Origin of the sequence: Rheinheimera soli (genome assembly GCF_031457405.1) — a bacterium.
Taxonomy (GTDB): Bacteria; Pseudomonadota; Gammaproteobacteria; order Enterobacterales; family Alteromonadaceae; genus Pararheinheimera; species Pararheinheimera soli_A.
Genome location: NZ_JAVDWR010000001.1, coordinates 125943 through 141257, shown reverse-complemented (window position 1 = coordinate 141257; position 15315 = coordinate 125943). Strand labels below are relative to the sequence as shown.

General features: G+C 45.0%; 14 protein-coding genes. 8 read left to right on the top strand and 6 right to left on the bottom strand.

All coding sequences use genetic code 11. The features are described 5' to 3' along the window. Nucleotides 1-6 precede the first annotated feature (6 nt). From J2W69_RS00675 to J2W69_RS00655, 5 genes are read left to right on the top strand one after another with little or no spacing between them, the layout of a single operon-like run. Nucleotides 7-753, top strand: a complete 747-nt coding sequence (locus J2W69_RS00675) for an SDR family NAD(P)-dependent oxidoreductase (RefSeq protein ID WP_310273567.1) — start codon at nucleotides 7-9, stop codon at nucleotides 751-753. Next, entirely contained in the window at nucleotides 750-2150 is a 1401-nt protein-coding gene (locus J2W69_RS00670; RefSeq protein WP_310273565.1) for an AMP-binding protein, read from the top strand. Before J2W69_RS00675 ends, J2W69_RS00670 begins: the two co-directional genes overlap by 4 nt. Next, complete coding sequence (locus J2W69_RS00665) at nucleotides 2140-3210, top strand: LuxE/PaaK family acyltransferase (protein ID WP_310273564.1); 1071 nt, start codon at nucleotides 2140-2142, stop codon at nucleotides 3208-3210. Before J2W69_RS00670 ends, J2W69_RS00665 begins: the two co-directional genes overlap by 11 nt. Then, nucleotides 3207-4382, top strand: a complete 1176-nt coding sequence (locus J2W69_RS00660; RefSeq protein WP_310273562.1) for an acyl-CoA reductase — start codon at nucleotides 3207-3209, stop codon at nucleotides 4380-4382. Before J2W69_RS00665 ends, J2W69_RS00660 begins: the two co-directional genes overlap by 4 nt. Before the next feature lie 37 nt (nucleotides 4383-4419). After that, complete coding sequence (locus J2W69_RS00655) at nucleotides 4420-5307, top strand: nucleoside-diphosphate sugar epimerase/dehydratase (RefSeq protein ID WP_310273560.1); 888 nt, start codon at nucleotides 4420-4422, stop codon at nucleotides 5305-5307. 178 nt (nucleotides 5308-5485) lie between these two features. On the opposite strand, the gene J2W69_RS00650 is transcribed toward J2W69_RS00655, so the two are convergent. Beyond that, nucleotides 5486-5884 carry a nucleoside-diphosphate sugar epimerase/dehydratase gene (locus J2W69_RS00650; RefSeq protein WP_310273558.1) on the bottom strand — a complete coding sequence of 133 codons (399 nt, stop codon included), beginning with the start codon at nucleotides 5882-5884 and terminating at the stop codon, nucleotides 5486-5488. After that, nucleotides 5884-7584 carry a methyltransferase domain-containing protein gene (locus J2W69_RS00645; protein WP_310275053.1) on the bottom strand — a complete coding sequence of 567 codons (1701 nt, stop codon included), beginning with the start codon at nucleotides 7582-7584 and terminating at the stop codon, nucleotides 5884-5886. The genes J2W69_RS00650 and J2W69_RS00645 overlap by 1 nt, the downstream gene beginning before the upstream one ends. A gap of 994 nt (nucleotides 7585-8578) precedes the next feature. Between J2W69_RS00645 and aepX the strand changes: the two genes are divergently transcribed. The 3 genes from aepX to J2W69_RS00630 are packed head-to-tail and all read left to right on the top strand — an operon-like array spanning nucleotide 8579 to nucleotide 12142. Further along, nucleotides 8579-9880 carry a phosphoenolpyruvate mutase gene (gene aepX / locus J2W69_RS00640; RefSeq protein WP_310273556.1) on the top strand — a complete coding sequence of 434 codons (1302 nt, stop codon included), beginning with the start codon at nucleotides 8579-8581 and terminating at the stop codon, nucleotides 9878-9880. Continuing rightward, entirely contained in the window at nucleotides 9880-11007 is a 1128-nt protein-coding gene (aepY, locus tag J2W69_RS00635; protein WP_310273554.1) for a phosphonopyruvate decarboxylase, read from the top strand. The genes aepX and aepY overlap by 1 nt, the downstream gene beginning before the upstream one ends. Then, entirely contained in the window at nucleotides 10994-12142 is a 1149-nt protein-coding gene (locus tag J2W69_RS00630) for a phosphonoacetaldehyde reductase (RefSeq protein WP_310273552.1), read from the top strand. The genes aepY and J2W69_RS00630 overlap by 14 nt, the downstream gene beginning before the upstream one ends. Nucleotides 12143-12307: 165 nt before the next feature. On the opposite strand, the gene J2W69_RS00625 is transcribed toward J2W69_RS00630, so the two are convergent. The 4 genes from J2W69_RS00625 to J2W69_RS00610 are packed head-to-tail and all read right to left on the bottom strand — an operon-like array spanning nucleotide 12308 to nucleotide 15227. Next, nucleotides 12308-12961 carry a phosphocholine cytidylyltransferase family protein gene (locus J2W69_RS00625; protein WP_310273550.1) on the bottom strand — a complete coding sequence of 218 codons (654 nt, stop codon included), beginning with the start codon at nucleotides 12959-12961 and terminating at the stop codon, nucleotides 12308-12310. Next, a complete protein-coding gene (locus tag J2W69_RS00620; protein ID WP_310273548.1) occupies nucleotides 12937-13536 on the bottom strand; it encodes an HAD-IB family phosphatase in 600 nt (199 codons plus the stop codon). Before J2W69_RS00620 ends, J2W69_RS00625 begins: the two co-directional genes overlap by 25 nt. A gap of 4 nt (nucleotides 13537-13540) precedes the next feature. Continuing rightward, a complete protein-coding gene (locus J2W69_RS00615) occupies nucleotides 13541-14284 on the bottom strand; it encodes a class I SAM-dependent methyltransferase (protein ID WP_310273546.1) in 744 nt (247 codons plus the stop codon). Then, a complete protein-coding gene (locus J2W69_RS00610; RefSeq protein WP_310273544.1) occupies nucleotides 14277-15227 on the bottom strand; it encodes a LicD family protein in 951 nt (316 codons plus the stop codon). Before J2W69_RS00610 ends, J2W69_RS00615 begins: the two co-directional genes overlap by 8 nt. Nucleotides 15228-15315 lie beyond the last annotated feature (88 nt).

The following is a 15315-nucleotide window of genomic DNA, read 5'->3' as shown; positions in this document are numbered from 1 at the left end:
TTGTCAATGATCAGCAAAACGCCTGTTAGCCTTATTACAGGTGCCAGCCGTGGCATAGGCCGCGCAGTAGCCCTGCATCTTGCCAAAGCGGGCCATGAGCTGATGTTGGTGGCGCGTGATCCAACAGCTTTAGAACAAGTGCAGGCCGACTGCCAGGCTTTAGGAGCTTTGGTCTCCATTCATGTTGTAGATTTAACAGACCGTGACGCTGTAACTGCTTTATTTCGTCGGGTTCACACCGAATTGCAAGACAAAGCGTTAAGTCATCTGGTGCACTGTGCAGGCCAGATGCAGGACGCTTTACTGGCTATGACCCGTTTAGCGGATATGGATAAACTGCTGGCGCTGAATGTCGGCGCTACAGTGCAGTTGTGTCAGCTTGCCAGCAAACTAATGCTACGCCATAAAAGCGGTCACTTGTTATTGTTATCGTCCAAAGTGGCCGAATCAGGTTCGGCCGGTCAGGCTGTCTATGCAGCCAGCAAAGGCGCGGTGTCTGCTTTAGTCAAATCGCTGGCAAAAGAATTAGGCCCAAACGGTATTCGCGTTAATGCGGTAGCGCCTGGTTTTATCGAAACTGATTTAACAGCCCATTACAGCGAAGATAAAAAACAACAACTGATTGCACAGATCAGCTTGCGCCGTTTAGGCCAGGCCGATGAAGTGGCCGCTGCGATCCAATTTTTATGCTCAAACGACGCTCGTTATATCACTGGCCATATTCTGGCGGTCGATGGTGGTTTTAGTTTATGAAGGGCCTGAGTTTTGCTCACAGACTAGAGCTGTTTGGTGACGCCATTGCGCTTCGTTTACCTGATAACAGCACCATCAGCTACCTGCAGCTGGCAAAACTAGCTGATCAGTACAGCTGCACTTTAAACAAAGTGGTGCCAGCACACTCTTTGCTGGCCTTGCACTTTAGCTCCACTTTATCTGCTGTAGTGGCTTATCTGGCCGCACTTCGAAGCGGCAAAGCGCTGTTATTACTGGCGCCGGATTTGGCAGACAGCCAAACTTTAGCTTTAGTCGAGCGTTTACATATTGCTGCGCTGATCCAAAGTTCTGGTGAAATTCAGTTGACCGCTTGTCAACAAAAAGTGCGGCCCGATTGTGCTTTGTTACTCAGCACCTCAGGTAGTTCCGGCTCGCCTAAATCAGTGATGTTGTCCTTACAGAATATCGAAGCCAATGCCCGCGCTATTTGTGACTATTTACCGATAGAGAGCACAGATACGGCCATTACGGCCTTACCGCTGCACTATTCCTATGGCTTGTCGGTGCTGAATAGTCATTTATACCAAGGCGCATCCATCTTGCTGACAGAAGCGCCTTTAATGAGCAAAGAATTCTGGCAACAAACCCGGGATTTTCAGATCAGCAGCTTACATGGTGTGCCTTTTAGTTATCAGTTGTATCGCCAGCTGCGGCTGGAGCGTATGCCGCGCCCTGCTTTGCGTTATTTGACACAAGCCGGTGGTAAACTCAATAGCAGCCTGACTGATTATGTGCAACAACTATCAAGTACGCTGCAAAAGCCGGTTTATCTGATGTATGGCCAAACTGAAGCCACAGCCCGTATCGCTTATTTGCCGCCGAAACTCATTCAGCAGTATGCCGATTGTATTGGTAAACCTATTCCCGGAGGCGAATTGCTGCTGCGGGATCCTGGTACGAAAAACCTGATCACCGCAGACTTCACTGAAGGCGAGCTCTGTTACCGTGGTCCTAATGTGATGTTAGGCTATGCCAGCTGTGCTGATGACTTAACCAGTACCGGCGTTTTAACTGAATTAAGCACAGGCGATTTAGCAGAGCGTCTGCCCAATGGCTTGTACCGTATTGTCGGGCGCTTAAGCCGTTTTCTGAAAATTCAGGGCAAGCGACTGCAACTGGACCATTTGGAACAACAACTTTCTGCTTTGGTTGACCCTGTCTGCTGCACTGGTACGGACGACTTGTTAGTAGTCGCTTACACAGAGCAAAAGCCCCATCTGGCAGAGCAACTACAACTGTATTTACGCGAACAGCTACAACTGCATCCGGCTTTATACAAAGTAATGCAACTGCCCACTTTACCAACGCTTTCCAATGGCAAAGCCGATTACCAGGCCTTGTTACAGCTTGCGAAGGAGGGTCGTGATGCTGGTTGAGCGCGAGCCTTATTGCCTGGAAGCCGCAGAAAAACAGCCCTTATTGCTGGCTGAATTAAACGGGCTGACAAAACATCATCAGCAGCATTGCCAACCTTATCAGCAATTGCTTGCAGCGCAGTGGCCCGCTTTTGTGGCGGCAAAGCAAACAGAACAACTGCCTTATCTGGCTGTGCGACTATTTAAGCAGTTAAAACTGCAGTCGGTGCCAGACGCTGACGTCTTTAAAGTGCTGTATTCCAGCGGTACTACAGGCACACAGTCCCGTATTGTGCTCGACAGTGCAACTGCCGCTATGCAATCAAAAATTCTGGTGAAAATCATGCAGCATTGGCTGGGCAAAGCCCGTTTGCCGATGCTGATTATTGACCATCCAGGTGTGATTAAAGACCGCAGCAACTTTTCTGCCCGTGGTGCCGGTATTCAGGGCTTGTCCTTTATGGGCCGCAATCATTGTTATGCACTGAATGACGATATGAGCATTAATTTTGAAGCTGTCGAGCAGTTTTGCCAGCAGTTTGGCGATGGCCCGGTCTTTGTGTTTGGTTTTACCTTTATGGTCTGGCAATTTTTTATTCAAGAGCTTCAAAGGCAGAACAAAACTATTTTGTTGCCACAGGCTTTGTTACTGCATAGTGGCGGCTGGAAAAAACTGCAGGACCAAGCCGTCGACAATACCACCTTTAAACAACAGGTTCTGGCTCAAACAGGTATTAGCAAAGTGCATAACTTTTATGGCATGGTAGAGCAAGTGGGCGCTATTTTTGTCGAGTGTGAACAAGGCCATTTACATTGCCCCAGTTACGCTGATGTATTGGTACGCAAGCCGGGCAACTGGCAAACAGCAGCAGTGGGAGAGGAAGGTGTATTGCAGCTGTTATCCACTTTGCCACGCAGTTATCCGGGCCATAGTTTATTGTCAGAAGACCGCGCCGTGCTGTTAGGCGAAGACAACTGCCCTTGTGGCCGTATGGGTAAATACTTCCATATCTTAGGCCGCTTACCTCAGGCCGAAGCAAGGGGCTGTAGCGACACATTCTCGTCAGGAGCAGCAGTATGAGCTGGACCATTTTAAACCCAGCCACCACCAAAGCTGAGCTGCAGCAACCTTTTGCAGAACAGGATTTTGCCTATTGTCAGGCCTTATCAGAAGCTTTATTAAAAGCACCACAAAGCCGGGATTTCCCGGATTTAATAGCCCTGGGGTTCTGGTTACGTCAGGCCAATTTAAAACCTTTGCTTGCGCCCTATCAGCAGGGCCAGTTTATCCGTCAGCCACTGGGTTTGGTGTTTCATAGTGCGCCTGCCAATGTTGACAGTTTATTTGTTTACTCAGGTATTTTAAGCCTGCTTTGTGGCAATAAAAACGTCATTCGCTTATCCAGCCGAAGTGGTGGCAGCACAACTGTATTAATAGAGAAAATTCGTGGTCTGGCCGATGTTTTCCCGCAGCAAAATGCCCGTTTCCAACTGATGCAGTGTGACTACAACAGCGCTGAATTAAAAGCACTGATCAGCACAGTGGATGGCCGGGTCTTATGGGGATCCGATCAGGCAATACAGGCGCAGCGCCAATTGCTGATGCCAGCTCATGCCCGCGAACTGAGTTTTGGCCATAAGTTTTCCTTGTGTTTGTTAGGTGCAGAGCAAGTGCTTGCTGCGGATGACACAGAGTTTCAGCAGCTGGTGCAGCTGTTTTACCGCGACCAGCTGACTTTTGCCCAACAAGGCTGCTCTTCGGCCAAAGCCGTTATCTGGGTGGGTGACGCAAAACAAGTACAACAAGCGCAGCAGAAGTTTTGGCCGGCCTTAACAGAGCTTATTCAGCAAAAGCAACCTCTGAATAGTAGCGAGCAGTATCAGGCCTTAGCGACGGCGCAGCAGCTGATTATGAGCAGTGAACAACAGCTGATGCTGACCCAACAGCAAAGTATTTCCCGTCTGGCTGTCAGCAGCCTGGAACCCGGATTTATCCAGCAGCATCAGGGTTGTGGTTTATTTATCGAATTACAGCTTGAAGATCTTCAACAGTTAAACTCTATGCTGACACAGGCCCACCAAACCTTAACAGTCTGGGGTGTGGATCCAAGCTTGCTGAAAAGCTGGCTGTCGACTGTATATACAGGTCTTGACCGGGTGATGCCTGTTGGACAAGCACTCAGCTTTAGTCCGGACTGGGATGGCGTAAATTTAATAGAGCAGTTTAGTCGTAAGGTAGTGTTTAGCCTGTAAAACGATATCTACGACAACATGAAAGGCAGGTGTTCAAATGCATCAACCCACAAATAACACACAGACCGCCTATATTTATGGCGCTGGTGCAGGTGGACAAAAAGCCCTGCCTTATTATGCAGAACGTTACCATATTCTGGGTTTTATTGACTCAAATGAGTCCAGACAAGGTGACGAACTTTGTGGCCTCACCATCTTCGCCCCTGCTGTTTTATTGCGTGATCAAAGCCTGGTGCTGATAGCGAGCGAATATGCCGAACAGATTGAAGACTACCTGCTGAACCAGCTAAAGCTTTCAAAAAACAGAGTGATACGGGTGCCAGTGGTGTATATGAAAGGCACCTTGTTATCCGATCCGCACTACCTGCAACTGGCGCAACTGAGTTTAACTGTGTTGCACCAACATCTGAGTGCTGCAGCTATCCGCTACCATCTGGAAGCAGGTACTTTGTTAGGTTTGTACCGTGACGGTCAATTGATCCCATGGGACACAGATTTAGATCTGGCCTTTGATGCACAGCAACTACCAGAGATGGAAGCCGTATTACCGCAGGTGATCCACGAGTTGAATCAACGCACCTCGTTGAACTATCAGCTGTTCGCTCTTGAAACCCACTACGAATTTGGACCAGTCAAACCCGGTATGTTACGCAGTTATCAAATTGCGGCAGACAACGGCAAGGCTCCAGCCATCGACTTATTCGCCAAATATCAGGTCGGCGACAAGCTGTACTGGAGTCTGGCGTCCCGCGGCATGACAGCCTCAGCCAGTTCTTTGAGCAGGCTGAGCACACTGAGTTACCTGCAAACTGATTTTTTGGTACCTGCAGACACCGCAGCTTATCTGACAAATATGTACGGCGACTGGCAAAAACCGGCAAAGGACTGGAGCATAGCGGATTGTAAAAACACTCAAGTGTACTAAAAGTCAGAGAACTAAAAACTGACTTTTAGTACATCGCTCAGGTTTTCAACAGCGAAACACCCTGTGTCAGCGCTGCCCAAAGCACAGCTGGGCTGGTCAATAAAACAACGTTCTTTTCTAGTCTGGCTTCCAGTAATTTAACACACTAAGTCTTGACCCCGATTCACGGCTTAGCCATTCAGTATTTTACTTTGAAGGCTGGAACTGCTAATTCAAGCACAAGTTGCTGGTATATGGCCCTGTAATACTGGCTCGCAATGTAAATGACGTCATACGACATAGCGCCAATATCTGCCGGGGACAGCACAGGTAAGTTATTCAGTGTAGTCCCTTGTTTATTTTGATCATTATCAATAAAAGCCAATACCTGATAGTGCTGATGAAACATCTGATAGAAACGTTTTCCAGCTTCACCTGTGCCAAATATGAGTATTCGTTGATTAGCATAGTCAGCAGATAGGGCCCCTTTAGCTAATGATTGTGCATCTTTGCCCTGACGAATTTGTGCCAGGGCATTTAATAATTTGCTCAGCTGTGGGCAAGCAGCAAACAAGCCCATATCAGGTTCCACTGCCACTATACTGTACTCCTGCTCGTCTGTTGCTGAAGCCTGTTCACTAAATACTGCACTATCCGTTCACCGCTATGACCATCAAAATGGCTGAAGAAGTCTGGAATAGCGTCCAGCCGCGCGCTACGACCAGGATCGGTTGCAGCCAGCAGGTTGTCGATAAAAGTAGCAATATCAGCAGCTGTATTGGCGGTACAGTAGTAATTCACAACAGCCTGCCCCTGCTCATTTAATTCCATGCCTTTAGGATTACATAAATAAAGTACTGGCTTTTCAGTCACCAAATATTCCAGTAAGAAAGAGCCGGCATCTGTCATTAACGCGCAGCTTGCGGCAAATGCATGCCGATGATCTGGCCGTTCATCTACAATAATACCCAAGCTACGCAGCTCATGTTTTAATTCGTCAACTTCAAGACTATTAAAAATGCCTAAATCTATCAGCCTTTTCCACAATAAGGGGTGTGGACGGAAAATTAATACCAGATCGGGTCGCTGCAGCAGCATAATCAGTATATCTGCAGCAAATAGATCAAAAGTAGACCACAGATCTTCATCAAAACTAAAATGTGCATTCCATAATACTGCTGTACGGCCAGCAATATCAGCGACAAGTTGCGGATCAACATCAAATTCAGACAAGTGGATCAGTCCATCCATTCGGGGATGACCAGTGACAACCACCTGCTGATCAGCTGTTGGACTATAGGTGTTGAAGATTTTTTTTACACCGGAGGAACGCACAAAAACAGCATCTGCACCAGCAACAACGGGCTGACGATACAGAACCTCCAAATTTTGGGCACCGCCGCCAACCTCCAGTCCATAAGGAATATAAGCAGTGACTTTCACCTGCGATTTTAACCCGGGAAACTGAAAAGGTACTGGCCGCGAACTATCTTCGGGGGTGGTATAAAGTACGATGTCAAAAGCAGCATCAGCAACATCAAATTCATCCCAACTGATATATTCAATACCTTCCTTCTGCAATTGCTGCTCCACAGCACTGCGACGCCACTCCTTTTGCTGATGAAAAAAAGGTAAGAGTACAACAACAACTTCAACATCAACTCTCGCCTTCGCGGCCAACCAAACTGAACGCACATTGCTCCAGGATTCCGGCAATTGATATAAAATCGCCATTCTGCTAACAGTTGCCTTTTTGGGTAGAAAAAGATAAGGCTGAATGACTGGACGATGCAATAAATACAGCACGCTCACTTTACCAGTTGGCCCACCTCTGTGCAGCGGATGACGTTGTACTACTTGCAGTCCAAATTGAGTAAAGGCTTGAAGATAATCAGCTTCTGACCGATAAATAGCTTCGTAGCTATTATCATGAACATAGGTTTCGTCTTTCCCATCTAACATGAGCGAGTCTTTCAATACCAGATAACCACCGGGCTGAAGTATTGCCATGATATGGCTGATAGTTCGCTCAAAATCTGCACGGCGAGTCAGGCAGGTAAAAAGTCCCATACAAGCAACGATATCAAACTCACCTGCAAGTTCAGACTGCACAATGTCAGCAACGTCAAAATGCAGTACATTTGACTTCGAGTACAACTTTTTTGCCTGTTCAATCAGCGCCTCAGACAAATCAATACCCAAGGCGTAGCTACTATCCCGTGCTAATAATTCAGTAAACTCACCGTCTGAACAGCCTATATCAAGTAATCGGTTACCGACTTTAAAATAAGGCAACATAAAGGTAAATAATACTTGCCGTTGGTGTTTATAAAGCTCCACGGGCGCCAGTCTGGAATTATCTGCTTTTTGCCAGAACTGATGCGAAAGCTCACCTATATCATTTACCATGCCATTACCCTTTTTATCTGTTTAGTGCCGAATGGATGATGTCAGCCTGTTTATAGCCAAGTGACCTCAGATGCAATTTTCAGAGCCGCTGAGCGAGCTTAAATTCAGTCTCTTAAGTTACCTGGGTATATTGTAATAATTGGTCTAAATGTCTATTTCATCGAATGACTATGCCGTCAAAAATACCACATGTTCTGCTCCCGGAACATAAAATGCCAAATATTTTCTATAGTAAAAGTAAGAGCAGTTGATAGATAAATTTTATAACAACGAATGATGTAACTCTGTCACGCTATGCGGCTTTTGAAAAATTCAACCATAAAAAAGAAACAAAATTAAAAAACAGGCCTGGCTAAAGCACAATATTCAGCGCTTTAGAGGTACTGAAGTTGAATAACGGCCTTATCCGTCAACAAGTCGGATAGCCTAAACAGATCCTACAGCCTGAAGCCGATACGAAGCTTTAGCAACTCACAGATGAATATCGCTGAAAAATTATATTTTCCCAAATCAAAGCTGGCTGCAATAAGAGAGCATTTTTTCAGGTGTCAGTGCTCAATTTAATTCCATGACACAATTTGTTTAAGACGATGCCGCGCCTGTAGCCTAAAAAATGGTAACGTATCCCTGCTCCATGCGGTTGCTTTCTGTGGTTTTGTGAAGCAACCGCTCAGATCAGCCCAATTGCATTGAGTTCTCTCCTGCTGCAGGCCTGTAAAATGGAACAACAATTGAGATCTATGCGAATTAAAGCACTATCACTACAACCAAAAGTACAGAACAGAATTGGCATTTTTCTAAACTATTTCCTTTATTGGACGATAACTTAGGTATTAACATATACCCCACTTTGAGTCAGCGCAAAAAGGCAGCAGGAAGTACTATGACAAAATCCGTTTATGTAGGTATGAGTGCCGATCTGGTTCATCCGGGTCATCTGAATATTTTGAAAAAAGCTGCTGAATTGGGTGACGTCACGGTAGGTTTATTAACAGACCAAGCTATTGCCAGTTATAAAAGAGTACCTTTTATGACCTTCGAGCAACGCAAAATTGTCATCGAAAATATTAAAGGTGTAAGCCGGGTGATCCCACAAACAACCCTGGATTACGTGCCCAATCTGGAACAGTTAAAACCTGATTTTGTGGTGCATGGTGACGACTGGCAAGATGGCGTACAAGCCAAAACCAGACAACGAGTGATTGATGCCTTAGCTCAGTGGGGCGGCAAACTGGTCGAAGTACCTTACACTCAGGGCATTTCCTCTACCCGCTTACATGCAGCCATGAAAGAAATTGGCACTACGCCTGATATTCGTCTGCGTTCGTTGCGCCGTATGCTGGCCGCTAAACCTCTGGTGCGGTTTTTAGATATTCATAACGCACTGTCCGGTTTAATTATTGAAAACACCAAAGTAAATACCCCTGATGGTCCGCAGGAATTTGACGGCATGTGGGGCAGCAGCCTGACGGATTCTACAGCCAAAGGTAAACCAGATATTGAAGCTGTTGACGTGTCTTCACGTATGGTGACCTTAAACGAAGTGCTGGAAGTGACTACCAAACCTATTATTTATGATGGTGATACAGGCGGAAAAACCGAACACTTTGTCTTTACCGTTAAAACATTAGAACGCCTTGGCGTCTCGGCCGTGATTATTGAAGACAAAACAGGCCTGAAGAAAAACTCCTTGTTTGGCACTGATGTAGAGCAGACCCAGGACAGTATTGAAAACTTCTGCGCCAAAATTCGTGCCGGTAAAAATGCACAGGCTACCCGTGAATTTATGATTATCGCCCGTATTGAAAGCCTGATTTTAGGCATGGGTGTTGATCATGCGATGCAAAGAGCTGAAGCTTTTCTGGATGCAGGTGCCGACGGTATTATGATCCACAGCAGAGAAAAAACGCCGGATGAGGTCTTTGAGTTCTGCAACAGATACAACAAGTTAGAGAATCGTAAAACGCTGGTGGCCGTACCTTCCAGTTACAACAAAGTGACTGAAAAAGAGCTGAAAGACCATGGTGTCAATGTAGTGATTTATGCCAATCAGTTATTGCGTAGCGCTTACCCTGCTATGGTCAAAACTGCGGAGTCGATCCTGATCCATAGCCGTTCAGCTGAAGCTGACGCCGATATGATGCCTATCAAACAAATTCTTGAGCTGATCCCGGGAGGGAAGTAGTGATCCAGCCAAATGCTTTTTTCCAGACGTTAAAGCAGCACCAAATCGAGATGTTTTTTGGTGTACCTGATTCCTTATTGGCGAATCTTTGCGCTTATGTAGATGATCAGTTGCCCGCCAGTCAGCATCGTATTACCGCCAACGAGGGTAATGCGCTGGCGATGGCCGCAGGTTATCACCTTGCATCAGGTAAAGTTGCCGCTGTTTATCTGCAAAACTCTGGTTTGGGCAATCTGGTGAATCCACTGACCTCATTGACCGATGCTGAAGTCTATAAAATTCCAGCCTTGCTGATTATCGGCTGGAGAGGCGAACCCGGTGTTAAAGATGAACCTCAGCATATCAAACAAGGCCGCATCACCCCTGCTCTGCTGGATTTATTAAGTATTCCTTATTTTGTGCTGGATGCTGATTCAGACTATCAACAGCAAGTACAACAGGCCGTCGAATACACACAACAACATCAGTCCCCTGTTGCCTTACTGGTTCGTAAAGGCGCCTTCGCCGATCACCATTCAGGCAGAGCTGTGATTGCAGCTTCATCAATGAAACGTGAAGAAGCTTTGGCTATTGTGCTGGACAACCTGTCCGGCGATGAAGCAGTGATTAGTACTACGGGCAAAACCTCCAGAGAAGTCTTTGAGCTGCGTAAACAACGTGGTGAAACTCAACGCGATTTTTTAACAGTAGGGGCTATGGGTCATACTTCATCCATAGCTTTAGGTGTGGCTATGGCGCAACCAGAGCGAGCTGTGGTCTGTATTGATGGTGATGGCTCTATGCTGATGCATCTGGGTGCTATGGCGATTATAGGCTCAGTCGCGCCTGCTAACTTATTGCATCTGATATTAAACAATCAGTCGCATGAGTCTGTCGGTGGGCAACCCACAGTGGCTGGTGAAATTAATATAGGTGCTTTGGCGGCCTCGCTGAATTACAAAAGTTATTTAACAGCCAGCACGGCTGCAGAAGTTGCTGCGGCTATGCAACAAGCAAAACAACTGACAGGCCCTGTATTGCTGGAGGTGTTGATCGCTCAGGGTTCACGGGATGATTTGGGTCGGCCGGACAGTACAGCAGAACAAAACAAAACTGCATTTATGAGGCATATAGATGCCAGTCAATGAGTCAGACTGGCCAGTGCACCTTCAGACCCGGCTGGTCAGTGGCCCTGATGCATTTTCTGCATTAAAAAGCGAATGCAGCGGTTTAACAGTACTGATTATCACCAGCGCTGGTTTTACTAAAAGGGGTGTAGTTGCAGAACTAAAACAGTATTTAGCAGCAGCCACTGAAGTGCTGCTGTTTGATGGTATCACTCCAAATCCTGAACTGGATCTGCTGGATAAGCTCACAACACAATTTCGCCCGTTAAAACCACAGCTGCTGATTGCTTTGGGTGGTGGCAGCGCTTTGGATGCAGCAAAAGTACTGGCTCAGACGCTGGTGCAACCGGACCAGCCTGATGGGTTGCTGAACCTGCATTTCAGGCAAAAACAACCACTGAACTGGTTGCCTTCATTGCCTTTGATCACTATTCCGACTACAGCGGGCACAGGCGCCGAAGTCACCCCTTTTGCCACAGTCTGGGATGGTATCTTTCATAAAAAGTATTCGTTGGCTCATCAGGGCATGTATCCGGTTTTAACCATACTGCAGCCGCAGTTGACTCTAAGCCTGCCGTGGCAAGAAACCTTGTATACAGCTTTGGATACGGTATCGCATAGCCTGGAAACCTTGTGGAATAAACACAACACCCCTGTCAGCCGCAACTATGCAGTGCAGGCTTTAGAGCTGGTAATGCAGCATCTGGAATCGGTTTTAACACAACCGGATCAGTTGAAAGGCAGAGAGCAGCTACAAAAGGCCAGCTTTCTGGCTGGTCTTGCCATTAGTATCAACAGAACAGCCATAGCCCATTCCATCTCTTATCCTCTGACCAGCCATTACGCTGTGCCTCATGGTCTGGCCTGCAGTTTTAGTCTGCCCGCTATTATTGAACTGGTGATGTCGAAACAGGCGGTGTCAAAGGATATACAGCCTTTATTGGCTCGATTGTCTGATTGGTTACTGCAATTACCTCTTTACTCAGAACTGGTGCAGTATCTGTCCTGGCAAAAACTGTATGAGCTGGTGCCGGAGATGGTGAATCCTGGCCGGGCCGATAATTTTGTTCTGCCCGTTCATGAACAGCGTATCACACAAGTATTACAACGTTCGGAACAAATGGCTAAGGAACAAAAAACAACTGGTACTATTTGAAGCAAGTCAAAGTGCTAAAGCTTAGTTCAAACAGCTTCAAACTTATGAACATAAATTGCTACTTGTAACCATGATTCAAAGAAATAAGGTTACAAAGCTTTTCTTAGCACTGAAGCAAGACAACAGCAAACTCCGGTTTTCATGCAAAACATAAGTTAACTGCTGTTACAACTCGAAACTCTTGCTTTGTTTTGTGGCCAACTCGAGATCTGCTGGAGTATCAATTTCACAACATGTGATCAAACAACTATCCAAAGGCAAGTAGTCTTCGATAAACTGATAGATATACCGCTCCGAATAAGGAGTAAATGCAATATCAACGAAACAAGCGATACCACACCACTCTATCCCACTGGCAGGAGCCCGGAAGAAACTTGTTACTTGTTGCTGCTGATCAAGTTCAACGAACACAGCTTCTTCAGTCTTTGCTACTGCAACACCGATGATATTTTTTTTACCATCACATTGGCTCAAAAAAGTTTTAAAACTTTTAGGTTCAATGATCATATCTCCGTCAATAGCGAGAAAAGCTTCATTAATATCCTTTGAAGCAAGCCAGAGGCTATGTGAATTTGATGTGGTTTTGTACTCCGGATTACGTACAAAAACAACGTCTTTTCTAATTCTTTTTACGTGATCAATAAGTTCAGTTTCCATAAAACCGACCACAATCCGGACTTGTTCAATCTCTTTCAGCAGGTCCAGCAGATGGTCAATGATTGGTTTGCCATTGATTTCGACCAGACACTTAGGTTTATTCAACCCTAGCCTGGTTCCCATACCAGCTGCACTGATCACAGCGTATTTAATAGTTTGCATAGTGCGGTTTCACTAAAAGTTATATAATTTGAATGTTCAATCAAAGATTGAATGGGTTCGTGAGTTGCACCAAAAGCAATACCCACATCAGCCTTCTCAAACATGGATACATCCCCCATGCCATCTCCAATTGCAATGATCTGTTCAAAACCTAAACGACGAATTTCATCTATCGCATCTGACTTCTCAAGTACTGTATCAATAGATTTTATGAAATTGTCTTTCACTGAAGCTTTTGAACAATAGAATCTGGCTTTTATTTTTTTCTGAAGACATAAAACCCACACATCTAAGTTACCCGTCACGACAAAGCAATTTTGACTATTGGCATTAATGAAATTAACTATTGCTTCATACAAAGGTATTTCTTGCACAATCTCATTTACTCTGGAGACACTAATTTCGTTTAACAAACGACATCTAAGCAAAAAGGACTTACGAAAAGGAATAACACCTTTTATCGTTGCCTCTGTTAAAGCACTGATCTCTTCATGCAAGCCTATTTCATTGGCTATCATGGGCAACAGTTCCAACCGGGTCAGCGTACCATCTAAATCGAAGCAATAAGCTTTCATCTAACTACTCTCTCGCCAGAATCATAAAATGTTGCTCTGTTTCTTTTCGGTTAGACAAAGCAGTAGAAAACAATTTACCCCTATGTTGCACCTTAAAACCGCTATTAAACAACGCTGGCGCAAGCAGAGCCTGAACCTCATCAAAGGTTCTGTACACCGCACTGTATTCAGCACTCAACTCCTCTGAAAATATCTTATTCAGCGTTAAGCGACTTTCAATAGCCACAGGTTCTCTGATATAGATTTGACATTCTTTTGTCACACAATTAGCTATATTTTCAAATAATGTCAAACAATCAAGATCATTTAAGTAGATTAACAGGCCAGATATGATAACGAGATTAAAGTCAGTTTCCCCTTCCAGATTTTCTTTTTTTGTATCCTGTGCTGCTAAATTAATAAACTTTATATTTTCATGCTCTGAGAATCTGTCTTTAGCAATTTGGATCAATCCGGCAGAAAAATCTGTTCCAGTATAAGAGCCAATCAGACTATGCAGAGAATCGGCCCAACGGCCTATACCGCATCCTATATCCAATACTGAACTGTATTGAGACAGAGTCAAAAGTGGCAAAATCCGCTGTTTTTCTTCCTGGTCTCTGGCAACAGTAAGGGAAGGATTAGAATCCTGATAATTCACAGCAACATAGGGATAGTCTTTATTAAACTTTTTCGCCCTATTTTCAAAGAATATCGACACAGACTGTGTATCAAGATCGACTTTACTTCCATATATTCTTTTAGTCATCTTTGCCTCCTTTGTAGAAGTCGGTATTTTTGTAATCTGTGTAATGCCAGTCCCTGACTTCTGTTCGCCAATCACCGTAGGTAGCATCTAAAAAGGACTGATAATGACAAGGAACAGCGGCTTTAACGCCATAGAAATCTAACCAGTCGTTTTGGGAAAAATGACGTTCATGATCTGAAAATATGCAAGATACAGCGCTATAACAATAGAACGGGGCATTATAATATCGAACAATCAAGGCCACACTAAAGTTGAAATCTTCATTTGTCAGAACAATCTTTCTCAGTTGTCCTTTTTGCCATACAAGGCCAGAGTGCTCATAAAGCAAATATGAAATAGTCCAACGGCAGCTTGTGTACTGTTCCAGATCGGGTAGCGATGTTTCCAAAAATTCAGAATAAAAATCTGCGTCTTGCTGCAATATCGACAAGTCTACATCATTGTCCCAGGGAATTAGGTCTCCAGAACGGGCTAAACCAAGCAAAGTGCCTCCATCAAGGTAATAGGGCCGAGCTGAATGATTAAACATGTTTAACATCCACCGCAGTGCTAATCTGGCCTGAGCCATCACTTCAGGAGCTTCAAAAGTGGTTGCTTTAAGTTCAGAAGAATTTGCTACAATGACTTTGTCTTTACTTACGTTTAATTCACCTGTTAGCTGTTGATAAATTTCCGACCAGTATTGACTGCATATCACTATCTGATCAAATTTAATCCTGGAGAGCTCGTCAGGAGGTAAGATAGGAATACCTTCTTTTTTTGTGTAATGAAGTGCCTTGTTATTGTCAGAAAAAGCTAAAATGTCATAACCTTTTGCTAAATATGCACGAAGCGTATAATCACCGGCCTTTGATGCACCAAACAAAACTATTTTAGTCCTTCCGTCAACAGCCTGATGGGTGAAGTTGGTATCAAACGCGCTGGATGCTAAGTTGTCTTTCACCAGACCTCACTCCTCTTATTTGTGCTATCAAGCTTATTATCGACAGCTACTGATTTTACTTAATATAAAATTAAATCTTTCGATGAGA

Bases quoted from the DNA above. Each gene is read 5' to 3' on its own strand.
- J2W69_RS00675 (WP_310273567.1), top strand. From the start codon at position 7: ATGATCAGCAAAACGCCTGTTAGCCTTATTACAGGTGCCAGCCGTGGC.
- J2W69_RS00670 (WP_310273565.1), top strand. From the start codon at position 750: ATGAAGGGCCTGAGTTTTGCTCACAGACTAGAGCTGTTTGGTGACGCC.
- J2W69_RS00665 (WP_310273564.1), top strand. From the start codon at position 2,140: ATGCTGGTTGAGCGCGAGCCTTATTGCCTGGAAGCCGCAGAAAAACAG.
- J2W69_RS00660 (WP_310273562.1), top strand. From the start codon at position 3,207: ATGAGCTGGACCATTTTAAACCCAGCCACCACCAAAGCTGAGCTGCAG.
- J2W69_RS00655 (WP_310273560.1), top strand. From the start codon at position 4,420: ATGCATCAACCCACAAATAACACACAGACCGCCTATATTTATGGCGCT.
- J2W69_RS00645 (WP_310275053.1), bottom strand. From the start codon at position 7,584: ATGTTGCCTTATTTTAAAGTCGGTAACCGATTACTTGATATAGGCTGT.
- aepX (WP_310273556.1), top strand. From the start codon at position 8,579: ATGACAAAATCCGTTTATGTAGGTATGAGTGCCGATCTGGTTCATCCG.
- J2W69_RS00630 (WP_310273552.1), top strand. From the start codon at position 10,994: ATGCCAGTCAATGAGTCAGACTGGCCAGTGCACCTTCAGACCCGGCTG.
- J2W69_RS00625 (WP_310273550.1), bottom strand. From the start codon at position 12,961: ATGCAAACTATTAAATACGCTGTGATCAGTGCAGCTGGTATGGGAACC.
- J2W69_RS00620 (WP_310273548.1), bottom strand. From the start codon at position 13,536: ATGAAAGCTTATTGCTTCGATTTAGATGGTACGCTGACCCGGTTGGAA.
- J2W69_RS00615 (WP_310273546.1), bottom strand. From the start codon at position 14,284: ATGACTAAAAGAATATATGGAAGTAAAGTCGATCTTGATACACAGTCT.